The following is a 13607-nucleotide window of genomic DNA, read 5'->3' on the forward strand; positions in this document are numbered from 1 at the left end:
GGGGGTAGGACGCGGTGCCTGGCTCCCGGTCGGTCATGGGCGGATCCGCACCCACCTGGTCTGGACGGGTGCGAAGCCGGGCCGGTGGCAGACCACGCTGAGCCAGCCCGGAGGCAGGCCGGTGACCGCGAACTGGCCCGAACGCGCAAGACGCCTGGTGAGCGTCAGATGCGGGGTCCTCACATCGACGTGGCTGCCCTCGCCGGGATGCGGGAACACTTGTCCCGCGACGTCGATGAGTCCGTCGCCCACCGTCACCTCCAGATCGAAGGTGAGGCCGGCCGCGACGAAGCGGATCATGCCGGGACCGTCGCCGCCTCGTACGCCACGGGGTGCGGCGCAGTCGGCGGGCGGAGCGGTCACCGCTTGAGAGACCCGGAGTCCGAAGGCATCGCGTGCGGCGGCGGAAACATGCCCAGGGATCGGATCGCTCCCGGCGGCGAGCCGGAGAGCCGCCAGGAAATACTCATCGTTGATCATTGCACCGTCTCCTGTAGTGAGAGCAGGGTGCGCAGTTTTTCCAGGCACCGGATCCTGGTTGGACCCACGGTGCCCACGGGCATGCCGAGCCGCATCGCCACCTGCTGGCTCCCCATATCCGTCGCCACCAGCTGGAGGAGGGTGCGGCAGGGCTCGTGCATGGCGGAGACCGATTTCCAAAGCAGGTGTCTGCCGTCGGCCTCCAGGACGGCAGTCGCCGGATCAGGGTCGTGTACGACGTCGAAGGACGGAAATCCGGGTGGTTCCTTCCTGATGATCAGAAGCGCCTCGCGACGCGTGGTCGTCGCCAGCCACGCGCCGACGCCTGATGGTTCCCTGATGGTGTGAAGGTTTTCGAGCAGGCGCAGCCAGGCACCCTGGACCGCGTCCGCCGCATCGGCTTCGTTCAGCCCGCACGCGCGGGCGACAGCCCACATGCGCGAGCCGAACCTGGACTCAAGCTGGTCCCAGGCCGTGTGGTCGTCTTCGGCCGCAGCCTTGAGCAGTTCCGCAGGATCGCGTGGCTCGTGCATGCGGCCTCCTTCGCCGTGACGGACGAGGAGGCCACCCTGCCTCCTCGTGATTGGCCGAGGACTGAGCGTAAACTCTACAGACTCGACCTGATGAGAACTCCCAGATCGGGAATTTGCCGGGTCGTCTCAGGGTCAAGGACTCGCCCGGCCGCCTCCTTGGCGGGAAGGTCCCTCGCGGCGGCCGCGATGGCGCCCGCGACCAGGGCCGTGGCGAAGGAGGTGCCGCTCCAGACGGCGTAGCCGGCGAAGTCGTCGCGCTCCAGGAAGCTGCTGGCCAGCCACTCGCCACGGGCGCACGCGTCGACCCAGGAGCCGTAGGCGGAGAACGGCGCCCGGTGTTCCTGCGTCGCGTCGACCGCGCCCACGCCCACGACCTCCGACAGCGCGGCCGGCCAGAACGGCCGGTCGCTCGCGGTGTTGCCGGCGCAGGCCACCGCGACGGTGTCGGTCAGGCTCCGCAGCGCGTCGGCCAGGAGGGGCGGCGGCCGGTCGTCGAAGGTGTGGCAGCCGAAGGACAGGTTCAGGACCTGGGGCGGGCGCTCGCGCAGCCGGTTGAGGGCGCGGACCACGCCCGCCTCGTCGCCGACGCCCTGCCCGTCGAGCACCCGCCACGCCCGCAGCGACACGCCCGGCGCCTGCCGCAGCAGCAGCCCGGCGAGGAAGGTCCCGTGGCCCGCCTGGGGGCCTTCGAGCATCTCAGGGTCGTCCCTGGGCTGCTCCTTGTACCAATCGCTGTCGGCCCACCACGGGTGCGGGCCGATCCCGGTGTCGAGCAGGCCCACGACGATGTCCGAACGCGCCCTGCCCGGTCTGTACGGTACGGCCGGGGTGGGGAACGGCCGGGACGCGGGCCCGCCCCAGAACAGCGGCTGCCCCGTGAGCAGATGGTTGGGGGAGGCTCTGAAGCCGCGCTCCCGCAGGTCCATGGTGATCTCGATGGGGTCGACGCCAGGTGACAGGTGGATCACGCAGACGCCGTCGGCGTCAGCGACGGCCTGGGTCCAGCGAGCCGCGGCGGACAGCGCTCCCCGGTCGGTCAGTATCTGACCTGGCCGTATGAGCGACTCGCCGACAGATTGGATGTCCATGAGCGGGTATCTTTCCGCGCTCACCCGCGTGTCACACGCCCCTGCGGCACCAAGTTGGTATGGCCCCCCTCTGGTGCCCGGTAGCGACCGACGGTAGTCTCTCCCTAGTCACTTGTGATCATCCCGGGGCGAGGCCGTTGGGGAAGGCGCACCTCGTACCGAATCGGGAGGTCCGGTGTCTGCTTGTGGCGTGCTCTACGTCCACTCAGCTCAGCCCGCGCTGTGCCCTCATATCGAATGGGCGGTCGCGGGTGTTCTTGGCGTACCCGTGGACCTGACGTGGACGCCGCAACCCGCCGCGCCCAACGTCGTGCGCGCGCAGGCGGAGTGGGAGGGTCGCCCGGGCATCGCGGCGGCCATCACCTCCTCCCTCATGGGCTGGCAGCGCATCCGGTTCGAGATCACCGAGGACGCCTCACCGGGGGTCGACGGGTCCCGGCATGCCTATACGCCGACGCTCGGCGCCTACAGCGCGGTCGTCGGGGCGGCGGGCGACATCATGATCCCCGAGGACCGGCTGCGCACCGCGATGCTGATGGCCGCCCAGGGGCGCGCGGTGCTGGAGGACGAGCTGGACAAGCTGCTCGGCCGGCCGTGGGACGAGGAGCTGGAGCCGTTCAGGTACGCGGGCGACGGCGCACCCGTCCGCTGGCTGCACGCCGCCGTCTGAGACACGCACGACGCCGCCTGAAGCACACACACGCCGGCGCCCGTCTGAGGGACACGCCACAACGTCCGAGAGACGTGCCAGAACGCGAAGGGGCCCCGCACCCAGGAGGTGCGGGGCCCTTCTCATGCGGTTACAGGGGGATGTTCCCGTGGGCACCCCTGGCCGGGGTGGCCTGGGCGAGGACCTTGGCGATCGCCCCCCGGGTCTCCTCCGGCTTGATGACCTCGTCGATCACGCCCAGCTGCCGCGCCCGCTCAAGCCCGCCGGCCAGCTTCTCGTGCTCCTCGGCCAGCCGCTGCTCCAGCTCGGCCCGCTCCTCTTCGGGGGCCGCGGCCAGCTCGCGCCGCTTCAGGATGCGCACCGCCGCGACCGCGCCCATGACCGCGACCTCGGTCGTCGGCCAGGCGAACACCTTGGTGGCGCCCAGCGCGCGGGAGTTCATGGCGATGTACGCGCCGCCGTACGCCTTGCGCGTGACCAGCGTGACGCGCGGCACCGACGCCTCGGCGAAGGCGTGCAGCAGCTTGGCGCCGCGGCGGACCACGCCGTCGTGCTCCTGTCCGACACCCGGGAGATAACCCGGCACGTCGACCAGGACAACCAATGGGACGCCGAAAGCGTCACACATACGAACGAAGCGGGCAGCTTTCTCGGCGGACGTGGCGTCGAGGCAGCCACCCAGCCGCAGCGGGTTGTTGGCGATCACGCCGACCGTCCGGCCACCGAGGCGGCCCAGCGACGTGACGATGTTCGGCGCCCACTTGGGGTGCAGCTCGATGCCCGGCTCGTCGAGCAGGCCGTTCACCAGCGGCTTGACGTCGTACGCCCGCCGCGCCGACTCCGGCAGCAGCGTGGAGAAGTCGACCTCGTCGATGCCCGTGGTGCGCACCCGTCCCTGGTGGCCGAGGAGCACGGCCAGCTGCCGCGCGCGCAGCAGCGCGTCGGTCTCGGACTTGGTGACGACGTGGACCACGCCGCTGCGCTTGCTGTGCGGCTCGGGGCCGCCCAGCGCGGCACTGGTGACGTCTTCGCCGGTGACGCTGCGGACCACGTCGGGGCCGGTGACGAAGATGCGGCCGGAGTCGGCCAGGATCACCAGGTCGGTCAGCGCCGGGCCGTAGGCGGCGCCACCGGCGGCGGGGCCGACGACCACGGAGATCTGCGGCACCACGCCCGAGGCCTTGGTCATCGCGGCGAAGACCCGGCCGACGGCGTGCAGCGACTCGACGCCTTCGGCGAGTCGCGCACCGCCGGAGTGCCAGATCCCGATGACCGGCACCCGTTCACGGACGGCCACGTCGTAGGCGTGCACGATGTGCTCGCAGCCCTCGCCGCCCATCGCGCCGCCCTGGAAGCGGGCGTCACTGCAGAAGGCGACGACGGGGACACCTTCGACGCGGCCCATGGCGGCCAGCACGCCGCTCTTGTCCTCGGGAGTGATCAACCGCAGCGAGCCCTCGTCGAGCAGCGCGGTCAGCCTGACGACCGGATCACGGGGATCGGCGGGCTCCTGATCGGAGTCCTGCGGCGCCACCCGATTGTCGAGCACAGTCATCTAAGCCCCCTTGAACACGACCGCCACGTTGTGACCGCCGAATCCGAACGAGTTGTTGACCGCGGCGAGGTCGCCTTCCGGCAGCGGGCGGTTCTCGCCGTAGACGAGGTCCACCTCGATGCCGTCGTCGAGATTGTCCAGGTTGATGGTGGCCGGCACGATGCGCTCCTGGAGCGCCTTGATCGTGAAGACCGACTCGATGCCGCCCGCGCCGCCCAGCAGGTGGCCGGTCATGGACTTGGTCGAGGTGACCAGCGGGTGCGTGCCGATGGCCTTGGCCACCGCCTGCACCTCGATGACGTCGCCCGCCGGGGTGGAGGTGGCGTGCGCGTTGACGTGCTTGACGTCCTGGCCGGTGATGCCCGCGTCGTTGAGCGCCTGGGTCATCGCCATGCTGATGCCCCGGCCCTCCGGCTCGGGCTGGGTGATGTGGTGGGAGTCGGCGGAGTAGCCGACGCCCGAGGCGTAGGCGTAGATCCGCGCGCCGCGCGCACGGGCGTACTCCTCGGACTCGAGCACGATGATGCCCGCGCCCTCGCCGAGCACGAACCCGTCACGATCGCGGTCCCACGGCCGCGACGCCCCCGCGGGGTCGTCGTTGCGGGTGGACATGGCGCGCGCGGCGGCGAAGGCGGCCACGTTCAGGCCGTGGATCGCCGCCTCGGTGCCGCCCGCGATCACCACGTCGGCGCGGCCGGACCTGATCATGTCCATCGCGTAGCCGATGGCCTCCGCGCCGGACGCGCAGGCCGACACGGTCGCGTGCACGCCGGCCTGGGCGCCGCGATCGAGACCGATCCAGGCGGCCGGGCCGTTGGGCATCAGCATCGGCACGGTGAAGGGCGAGAGCCGGTTCCAGCCCCGCTCCTTGTAGGTGTCGTAGGCGGACAGCGTGGTGGTGATGCCGCCGATGCCGGAGGACACCACGACGCCGAGCCGCTCGGGCGCCACCTCGGGGGCGCCCGCGTCCTGCCAGGCCTCGCGAGCGGCGACCATGGCCAACTGCTCGCTGCGGTCGAGGCGACGGGCCTCGGGCCTGGCCAGCACCTCGGTCGGATCGACCGCGGCCGTCCCCGCGAACTTCACGGGGACGGTGTCGATCCAGTCCGCGGTGATGCTCTCGACGCCCGACTGACCGGCGAGGAGCGCCGACCAGGTCGAGGTGACGTCTCCACCGACGGGCGTCGTCGCGCCGAGCCCGGTGACCACGACACGTACCCGGTTTGCACTCACGTTTTCGCGCTCCTTGTCGATCAGGTGGGGAGTGAGGTCAGTTCTGGATGAAGGTAAGGACGTCCTTGACCGTCTTCAGGTTCTTGAGCTGGTCGTCCGGGATCTCGACGCCGAACTCGTCCTGGGCGGCCACGGCGATCTCGACCATGGACAGGGAGTCGATGTCGAGGTCGTCCACGAAGTTCTTCTCGGGGGTGACGTCGCTCGCCGGAATACCGGTGATCTCGTTGATGATCTTGCCGAGGCCCTCGAGGATCTCCTGCTCGGTGGCAGCCATGTCGCTATTTCTCCTTTTGCTGTTTTCTGGTTCTGTACGGCTCAGGCCGTACAAGCTCTGACGGGTACGGAATGAGCCGTACCGGATCCTACGGAATCTCGATGACCTGACCCGCATAGGTCAGGCCCGCGCCGAAGCCGAGGATGAGCGCGAGCTCACCCGAGCGCACCTCGCCACGCTCCAGCATGCGCGAGAGCGCGAGCGGGATGGACGCGGCGGAGGTGTTGCCGGCGGTCACGATGTCGCGCCCGATGACGGCCTGGTCGGCGCCGATCTTGCGGGCGATCGCCTCGATGATGCGCAGGTTGGCCTGGTGAGGTACGAAGGCCGCCAGCTCCGAGGGGTCGACCCCGGCGCGCTCGCAGGCCTCCTTGGCCACCGGGTGCAGCGCGGTGGTGGCCCAGCGGAACACGGTCTGACCCTCCTGATGGAGGGAGTCGTTGCGGTCGTTGATGATGATCGCGTCGGACTTGTCGCCCGAGCTGCCCCAGACGACCGGCCCGATGCCGGGCGTGCCGGAGGGGCCCACCACCGCGGCGCCCGCGCCGTCGGCGAAGATCACGGCGGTGGACCTGTCGGTCCAGTCGATCCACTGGGACAGCTTCTCGGCGCCGATGACCAGCACGTGCCTGGCCGAGCCGGCGCGGATGGCGGAGCTGGCCACGCCGAGCGCGAAGCAGAAGCCGGCACAGGCGGCGTTCACGTCGAACGCGCCGGGCGCCTTGATGCCCAGGCGGTGGGCCACGACGGCCGAGGCGTTGGGGATCTGGCTCTCCAGCGTGCAGGTGGCGACGATGACCAGGTCGATGTCACCGGCCGACAGGCCGCTGGCGGCCAGCGCCTTGCCGCCGGCCTGCACGGCCATGTCCTCGACGGACTCGGTGGCGCCGGCGACCCGGCGTTCCTTGATCCCGACGCGTGACTGGATCCACTCGTCGTTGGTGTCCATGGTCTTGGCCAGGTCGTCGTTGGTGACGACGTTGGACGGCTGGTAGTGGCCGAGGGCCAGCACCTTGGCGCCCGGGGCGATGTCGGGAATCCTCACTTGGTCAGCTCCCTGGCCGCGTCTAGATCGTCGGGTGTCTTCAGCGCCACGGTGCGTACGCCCCGCAGCGCGCGCTTGGCCAGGCCGGTCAGCGTGCCGCCCGGCAGCAGCTCGATCATCCCGGTGACGCCCAGGTCGGCCATCGTGGCCATGCAGCGGTCCCAGCGGACGGGGCTGCTGACCTGGTCGATCAGGCGCCGCATCAGCACGGCGCCGTCGGTGACGACCTCGCCGTCGGCGTTGGACAGCAGCTTGACCCGCGGGTCGGCGGGGGCGATGCCCTCGGCGGCCGTACGCAGGTGGTCGACGGCCGGAGCCATGTGCACGGTGTGGAAGGCGCCCGCGACGGAGAGCGCGATCAGCCTGGCACGGGCCGGCCCGTCCTCCTTGAAGGCGGCCAGCTGCTCCAGCGTGCCGCCCGCGACGATCTGGCCGGCGCCGTTGACGTTGGCGGGCGTCAGGCCGTGCTTGTCGATGGCGGCCAGCACCTCGTCCTCCACGCCGCCGAGCACCGCGGTCATGCCGGTCTCGGTGACGGCGGCGGCCTTGGCCATGGCCTGGGCGCGCTCGCGCACCAGCTTCAGCGCCTGCTCGGGGGTCAGCACGCCGGCCAGCGCCGCCGTGGCGAACTCGCCGACACTGTGGCCCGCCAGCAGGTCGGGGGCCGCGCCGAGCACCTCGGCCGAGGCCATCGCGGCGGCCACGAGCAGCGGCTGGGCGACCGCGGTGTCACGGATCTCGTCGGCGTCGGCCTTGGTCCCATAGGTGATCAGATCGAGGCCCACGACCTCGGACCACGCGGTCATCCGATCCGCGAAGCCGGGGAGTTCGAGCCAGGGTGTCAGGAAGCCTGGAGTCTGGGCACCTTGGCCCGGGGCGACGAGTACAAGCACAACATCAACACTGCCCTGTAGAGGTTCGACACGCGGATAAGGATCCGTACGAACTTCGTCCCAGGGGTTTTGTAGGAATCCTACAGTGGGGGTTTCGGGGCAATTACGTTAGGGCGCGCCAGGTAACAGCGCTCTCCGCCAGCCTGCCGAGAATCAGCCCCACCTGCAAGGTGAAGGCCGACCTGCCCTCGGTCGGCTGGTAGCCGGTCAGCTCGGTGATCTTCTTGAGCCGGTAGCGCACGGTGTTGGGGTGGACGAACAGCAGCCGGGCGGTGGCCTCCAGCGAGGTGCCCTGCTCCAGGTACGTGGCCAGCGTATCGAGCAGCGGGGTGCCGGCCAGCGGGAGGTAGACGTTCTCGATGAGCTGCTCCCTGGCGTCGTCGTCACCGTCGAGCGCCCGCTCGGCGAGCAGGTCGTCGGCGTGCACCGGGCGGGGCGCGTCGGGCCAGCCGGACGACGCCTTCAGCCCGGCCAGCGCCGCCTTGGCCGATCTGGCGGCGGCGTGCAGGTCGGGCACCTCCGGGCCGATGACGATCGACCCCTCACCGAAGCGGGCCACGACCTGCTTGGCCGCGGCGTCCACGCTGTCGGCGCCGCCCACGATCACGATCAGCCGGTCGGCCTGCACGCCGGCGAGCAGGTCCATGCCGATGCGGCGGCCCTTCTCACGCAGCCCGTCGATCACCGCGCGCGGGTCGCCCTCGGGGGCGCGGCCGGCGATCACGACGACGGGGGAGGAGGTCCAGCCCAGCGCGGCGGCCCAGGAGTGCAGCCCGTCGTCGACCTCGCCGCGCACCAGCGCGTCGACGATCAGCGCCTCCAGCCGGGCGTCCCACGAGCCCCTGGCCTCCGCCTCGCGGGCGTAGACGTGGGCGGCGGCGAAGGCCACGTCGCGGGTGTAGCGGAGCATGGCCTGCTCCAGCTGGTCCTCGCCGCCCGGCGCGGCCAGCTCGTCGGTCTGCGCCTCGACCACCTCCACGACGACCCTGACGATGTCGACGGTCTGCTGCAGGGAGATCGACCGCTTCAGCTCGCGCGGCGCGGTGCCGAAGAACTCGATGCTGGGCGTGGGCCGGTTCTCGCCCGCGTGCTGGAACCACTCCACGAACGCGGCGATGCCGGCCTGCGCCACAAGTCCCACCCAGGAGCGGTCCTCGGCGCTGAGGGCGCGGAACCACGGCAGCTGATCGTCCATGCGCGCCATGGCCGCAGTGCCGAGCGAGCCCATGGCCCGCTCCAGCCTGCGCGTGGTGTCCTCCCGGGTCCGATCTGTCACGCCTCCTAGAGTGCCAGGTGGAGTCAGATGACCGCGACGCGAGCACGGCCGAGGTCATGGAAGGGTCGGGGTCAGATGACCGCGACGGCGGTGATGAGCCCGATGGCGACGTGGGTGACGGCGAGCAGCCGGGCGCCCGGCTGCAGCTCGGGCTCTTTGACCAGATCGCGTACCGAGATGCCGACCAGCTTGTCGAAGACGAGCATGGCGACGGTCTGCACCACGATGCCGACCAGCCCGAAGACCACCGTGCCCGCCAGGCCCTCGGTGAGCCGGCCGCCCGACGACCAGATGGAGGCCGCGACGATCAGGCCCACCGCGGCCAGCGCCGAGGTGGCCAGCAGCGTGGCGTTGGGGTTGCGCTCGGTGCGGATGACCGAGCTCAGCTTGCCCGGTGTGGCGAGGTCGATCACGTAGAAGCCGACGATGAGCAGCACGACGCCCACGGCGGCGTAGGCGGCGATGGCGCCCGCGCCGCGGGCGAGGGTTTCCAGCAGGGTCATGGGTGCTCGATTCGGTGAGGGACGAAGGAAGAGGTGTCGTCGGTGATCAGGCCGGTAGTCTCCCTGATACCCATTCCGGCGGCCTCGTCGGCGATCACCCAGGCGCCGAGCACCGGCCGCTCGCCTTCGAAGTCGGGCAGGGCGTCGAACCCCTGGTAGACGTAGCCTTCCTGACCGTAGGAGCCGGGCGTCTCCTGGGTGCCGTCCGGCGTGACGATGCGCATCGACGCGCCCTCCCTGCCCAGGAGCGGCTTGGCGATGTAGGAGTCCAGGTCGCGGGGGCCGTCGAGATAGGCCGGCAGCAGGTTGGGGTGGTCCGGGTAGAGCTCCCAGAGGACGGCCAGCAGCGCCTTGTTCGACAGCAGGGTCTTCCACAGCGGCTCGATCCAGGTCGCGTGCCGGACGGCCTGCCGCCCGAACGGGTCGGCCAGCATCCACTCCCACGGATAGAGCTTGAACGCCGAGCGGATCATCCGCTCCTCGACGTCGACGAAGCGGCGGTTGAGCGCGTCCCAGCCGATGTCCTCCATGGCGACGGCGACCGTGCTCAGCCCGGCCTGCTCGGCGGTCTCCTGGAGGTAGGCCAGGGTCATCGCCTCCTCGCCGGTCTCGTCCATGTTCGTCCAGGCGAAGTGGACGGGCCCCGCGGGCAGGGTCAGCTCCCGCCAGCGGTCCACGAGCCGCTCGTGGATGGAGTTCCACTGGTCGTCCGCGGGGTGGACGTCCTTGAGCCAGAACCACTGCGCCACCGACGACTCGACCAGGGAGGTGGGGGTGTCGGCGTTGTACTCCAGCAGTCTGGCCGGCCCTGTGCCGTCGTAACGCAGGTCGAAGCGGGCGTACAGGTGCTGGTCGCGCCGCTCCCAGGAGCGTGCCACGTCGTCCCGCGCCCAGTCGGGGATGGCGAAGTCGGCGTAGCGCCCGGTCGAGACGACGTGCTCGACGGCGTGCAGGCACATCCCGTGGAGCTCCTCGACCTGCTCCTCCAGCGCCTCCACCTCCTCCAGCGAGAAGACGTAGTGGACGGACTCGTCCCAGTAGGGACGGGTGAGCCCTTCCGGATGGGCGGCCCGGTGGTAGGCCAGCCCATGGCTCTCGATCGTCTTCTCCCAGCCGTTCCTGGGGGCGCCGTGGTCGCGTCGCACCGTCAGCCGCCGCCGCTCCAGTGGCTGCCGAAGCCGCCGCGCTGGATGTCGCGGCCCTTGCGGCTGGAGATGTTCACGTCGGAGGGGCGGTAGCTGGTGCCGGCGCGGACGCGCGTGCCGATCCTGGTGCCGCCGTAGTACCAGTGGTAGGCGCCGCGTGAGCCGCCGTAGAAGTGGGAGGTGCCGTCGTCGTCATCGTCGCAGAGGGACTCGTCGACGACCTCGTACGAGCCGTCGCTCAGCTGGTTGTTCATGTCGACGCAGTCGGCTGTCACGTCGTCGTCGTTCTGGGCCGAGCAGTAGCCCACCAAGAGGACGGACACGATGCCGAGGACGGACAGCGTGACCACCTTCGACGCCTTCGACCGCTTGGGGGCCTCCGGCGAGGGAGGCGGAACGGGCGGCGAGTAACCCATCAAGCTCCTGCTTTCATTGGCCGAACAGCCTATAGCCGCACGTCGTAACGCTTCAATGCTTACAACCGGCCGCTTGCCCTCGGCTTGGGTACGTATCAACACATGACACCCGTCGAGGCGCTGCGCGAGATCGCCTACCTGCTCGAACGGGCCGGCGAGCCCACCTACCGCGTGCGGGCCTTCCGCAACGCCGCCGCCGTCGTCACCGACCTGCCCCCCGACGAGCTGGTACGGCTGGCACGGGTCGGCGGCCTGACCGAGCTGCCGGGCATCGGCAAGGTCACCGCCCTGGCGATCACCGAGGCGCTGGACGGCGACGTGCCCACGTACCTGCGCAGGATGCGCGCCACCGAGGGCGCCGACCTCGACGACGAGACCGCGGCGCTCAGGGCGGCGCTCAAGGGCGACCTGCACAGCCACTCGGACTGGTCCGACGGCGGCTCGCCGATCGAGGAGATGGCCGAGGCGGCCGAGGCGCTCGGCCACGCGTACTGGGCGCTGACCGACCACTCGCCCCGCCTGACCGTGGCCAACGGGCTGTCCGCCGACCGGCTCAAGAGGCAGCTCGACCAGGTCGAACGGCTCAACGAGCGGTTCGCGCCGTTCAGGATCCTGACCGGTGTGGAGGTCGACATCAACGTGGACGGCACCCTGGACCAGGAGCCCGAGCTGCTGGAGCGGCTCGACGTGGTGGTGGCCAGCGTGCACTCCAAGCTGCGGATGAGCGGCCACGAGATGACGCGCAGGATGGTGACGGCGATCTCGAACCCGCACGTGGACGTGCTCGGCCACTGCACGGGGCGGGTCGTGCAGGCGGGCGGCCGGCGGGGCCGGGTGCGGCCGGAGTCGGACTTCGACGCCGAGCTGGTCTTCGAGGCGTGCCGGCGGTTCGGGGTCGCGGTCGAGATCAACTCGCGGCCCGACCGGCTCGACCCGCCGAAACGGCTGCTGCGGCTGGCCTACGAGATGGGCTGCGACTTCGCGATCGACTCCGACGCGCACGCGCCCGGCCAGCTCGACTGGCAGCGCCACGGCTGCGAGCGCGCCGCCCAGTGCGGCATCGAGGCGGCGCGGATCGTCAACACCTGGCCGCTCGCCGATCTGCTGGCGCGTCACGCTTGAACCTTTGTCGGCGCGTCACGCTTGAAACCGGGATCGCCTGCCTGGTAAGGGGTTTGCGACCCGCGATTGTCGGTGGCGCGGCGTAACGTCACGAGTGTGAACCGTACCGACCGGCTCTACGCGCTCGTCGAGGACCTGCGCGCGATCTCGCCACGCTGCCGTTCGGCCCGCGAGCTGGCCAGGCGGTTCGAGGTCAGCGCCCGCACGATCGAGCGCGACATCATCGCGCTGCAGGAGTCAGGCGTGCCGATCTACGCCCAAGCGGGGCGCAAGGGCGGCTACGCGATCGACAAGAAGATGTCGTTACCCCCGCTCAATTTCACCCCCGCCGAGGCGGTCGCCATCGCCGTGGCGCTGAGCCGGGCGGGTGACCAGCCGTTCGGCAGGCAGGCGCGCAGCGCGCTGCGCAAGGTCGTCGCGGCCATGCCGGGGCGGGAGGGCGAGCTGGCCAGGGAGCTGGCGCGCCGGGTCCGGATGGTCACCCCGGCGGCCGAGCCGGGCACCGAGATCCAGCCGCTGGGCGGCGAGGGCATCTCCCGGGCGATCGAGGAGGCCCTGCAATGCCGGCGCGTGCTCAGGATCGACTACGCCGACGCCAAGGGGGCGCTGACCTCGCGCGACGTCGAGCCCGGTGTGTTCCTGGGCGGCCGCGGTGGTTTCTGGTATCTCGTGGCGTGGTGCCGCCTGCGCGATGACGTACGGGTCTTCCGCCTCGACCGGATCGCCTCGGCCTCGGTCATCGCCGAGCGCTGCCCCGACCGGCCGCTGGAGAGGTTCTCCACTGACATCCCGGACATGTTCGTGCACGGCACGGTGCTCGATTAATCATTCGAAAACACCGACATAGTGTTGTCGCCTATCCGTTAGATCGTAGTCCTGTTCGAGAAACTAGGGAGACGACGATGGACAACACGGTTACCTGGTTCGAGGTCGCGACCGACGACCCCGAAGGTGCCCAGCGGTTCTATGGCGGGCTGTTCGGCTGGACGTTCAGCGCTTCCGAGAGCGGTCCGATCGACTACCGGATGATCGGTTATCCGGGTGCGGAGCAGTCCGGGGGTGGCCTCTTCAACACCAAGGGCGAGTTCCCCGGCCACGCGATCTTCCACGTGCAGGTGGCCGACGTGGAGGAGAAGTGCCGTGAGACCGAGTCGCTCGGCGGCAAGGTCGTCACGAAGGTCATCGACGACGGCGCGGGCACCGACTTCGCCTACCTCCAGGACAGCTCGGGCAACCTCTTCGGGGTCTTCCACCGCAGGTGACCTGACCGGGCGTGCACCCAGGAAGGCACCTTCCCCGCCGACCGGGGCACGCGCGCGAGCCGCTCTGGCGAGCGGTCACCCGCCCTGGACTCGCCGCCGACCGCCGAGT

At 70.5% G+C, this 13607-nt stretch carries 16 protein-coding genes; 4 read left to right on the plus strand and 12 right to left on the minus strand.

Going from position 1 to position 13607, the window contains the following annotated elements; translation table 11 throughout:
• Nucleotides 1-33 precede the first annotated feature (33 nt).
• The 3 genes from LDL49_RS01325 to LDL49_RS01335 all read right to left on the minus strand — a co-directional run bounded on the left by LDL49_RS01325 (nucleotide 34) and on the right by LDL49_RS01335 (nucleotide 2101).
• Entirely contained in the window at nucleotides 34-480 is a 447-nt protein-coding gene (locus LDL49_RS01325; protein ID WP_225288994.1) for a hypothetical protein, read from the minus strand.
• The gene (locus LDL49_RS01330) at nucleotides 477-1013 is read right to left on the minus strand and encodes an RNA polymerase sigma factor (RefSeq protein WP_225288995.1); all 537 of its coding nucleotides are present in this window, start codon (nucleotides 1011-1013) and stop codon (nucleotides 477-479) included. The genes LDL49_RS01325 and LDL49_RS01330 overlap by 4 nt, the downstream gene beginning before the upstream one ends.
• A 74-nt stretch (nucleotides 1014-1087) precedes the next feature.
• Nucleotides 1088-2101, minus strand: a complete 1014-nt coding sequence (locus LDL49_RS01335) for a S8 family peptidase (RefSeq protein ID WP_225288996.1) — start codon at nucleotides 2099-2101, stop codon at nucleotides 1088-1090.
• A gap of 175 nt (nucleotides 2102-2276) precedes the next feature.
• Between LDL49_RS01335 and LDL49_RS01340 the strand changes: the two genes are divergently transcribed.
• Complete coding sequence (locus LDL49_RS01340) at nucleotides 2277-2771, plus strand: DUF3145 domain-containing protein (RefSeq protein WP_225288997.1); 495 nt, start codon at nucleotides 2277-2279, stop codon at nucleotides 2769-2771.
• 130 nt (nucleotides 2772-2901) lie between these two features.
• Here the strand turns inward: LDL49_RS01340 and LDL49_RS01345 are convergent, their stop codons facing one another.
• From LDL49_RS01345 to LDL49_RS01385, 9 genes are all read right to left on the minus strand, one after another.
• Nucleotides 2902-4326: a carboxyl transferase domain-containing protein gene (locus LDL49_RS01345; protein ID WP_225288998.1), complete on the minus strand. Its 1425-nt coding sequence runs from the start codon at nucleotides 4324-4326 to the stop codon at nucleotides 2902-2904.
• The gene (gene fabF / locus LDL49_RS01350) at nucleotides 4327-5559 is read right to left on the minus strand and encodes a beta-ketoacyl-ACP synthase II (protein ID WP_225288999.1); all 1233 of its coding nucleotides are present in this window, start codon (nucleotides 5557-5559) and stop codon (nucleotides 4327-4329) included.
• A 37-nt stretch (nucleotides 5560-5596) separates the two neighbouring features.
• Nucleotides 5597-5836 carry an acyl carrier protein gene (locus LDL49_RS01355; protein WP_225289000.1) on the minus strand — a complete coding sequence of 80 codons (240 nt, stop codon included), beginning with the start codon at nucleotides 5834-5836 and terminating at the stop codon, nucleotides 5597-5599.
• 88 nt (nucleotides 5837-5924) lie between these two features.
• Nucleotides 5925-6881, minus strand: coding sequence for a beta-ketoacyl-ACP synthase III (locus LDL49_RS01360; protein ID WP_225289001.1), 957 nt, complete (start codon nucleotides 6879-6881; stop codon nucleotides 5925-5927).
• Nucleotides 6878-7774 carry an ACP S-malonyltransferase gene (locus LDL49_RS01365; protein WP_225289002.1) on the minus strand — a complete coding sequence of 299 codons (897 nt, stop codon included), beginning with the start codon at nucleotides 7772-7774 and terminating at the stop codon, nucleotides 6878-6880. Before LDL49_RS01365 ends, LDL49_RS01360 begins: the two co-directional genes overlap by 4 nt.
• Before the next feature lie 103 nt (nucleotides 7775-7877).
• A complete protein-coding gene (locus LDL49_RS01370) occupies nucleotides 7878-9002 on the minus strand; it encodes a PucR family transcriptional regulator (RefSeq protein ID WP_225289830.1) in 1125 nt (374 codons plus the stop codon).
• A 119-nt stretch (nucleotides 9003-9121) separates the two neighbouring features.
• Nucleotides 9122-9553, minus strand: coding sequence for a DUF350 domain-containing protein (locus LDL49_RS01375; RefSeq protein WP_225289003.1), 432 nt, complete (start codon nucleotides 9551-9553; stop codon nucleotides 9122-9124).
• Nucleotides 9550-10698 (minus strand): glutathionylspermidine synthase family protein, encoded by a 1149-nt coding sequence (locus LDL49_RS01380; RefSeq protein ID WP_225289004.1) that lies wholly within the window; start codon nucleotides 10696-10698, stop codon nucleotides 9550-9552. Before LDL49_RS01380 ends, LDL49_RS01375 begins: the two co-directional genes overlap by 4 nt.
• A 2-nt stretch (nucleotides 10699-10700) precedes the next feature.
• Nucleotides 10701-11114 (minus strand): hypothetical protein, encoded by a 414-nt coding sequence (locus tag LDL49_RS01385; protein WP_225289005.1) that lies wholly within the window; start codon nucleotides 11112-11114, stop codon nucleotides 10701-10703.
• Nucleotides 11115-11216: 102 nt separating this feature from the next.
• Here LDL49_RS01385 and LDL49_RS01390 point away from each other — a divergent pair, with 102 nt between their 5' ends.
• The 3 genes from LDL49_RS01390 (at nucleotide 11217) to LDL49_RS01400 (ending at nucleotide 13498) form a co-directional block, all read left to right on the plus strand.
• Complete coding sequence (locus LDL49_RS01390) at nucleotides 11217-12236, plus strand: PHP domain-containing protein (RefSeq protein WP_225289006.1); 1020 nt, start codon at nucleotides 11217-11219, stop codon at nucleotides 12234-12236.
• Nucleotides 12237-12332: 96 nt separating this feature from the next.
• Complete coding sequence (locus LDL49_RS01395; protein ID WP_225289007.1) at nucleotides 12333-13061, plus strand: helix-turn-helix transcriptional regulator; 729 nt, start codon at nucleotides 12333-12335, stop codon at nucleotides 13059-13061.
• A gap of 77 nt (nucleotides 13062-13138) precedes the next feature.
• Nucleotides 13139-13498: a VOC family protein gene (locus LDL49_RS01400; RefSeq protein WP_225289008.1), complete on the plus strand. Its 360-nt coding sequence runs from the start codon at nucleotides 13139-13141 to the stop codon at nucleotides 13496-13498.
• The last annotated feature ends 109 nt before the right edge of the window (nucleotides 13499-13607 follow it).

Source organism: Nonomuraea aurantiaca (assembly GCF_020215705.1).
Taxonomy (GTDB): Bacteria; Actinomycetota; Actinomycetes; order Streptosporangiales; family Streptosporangiaceae; genus Nonomuraea; species Nonomuraea aurantiaca.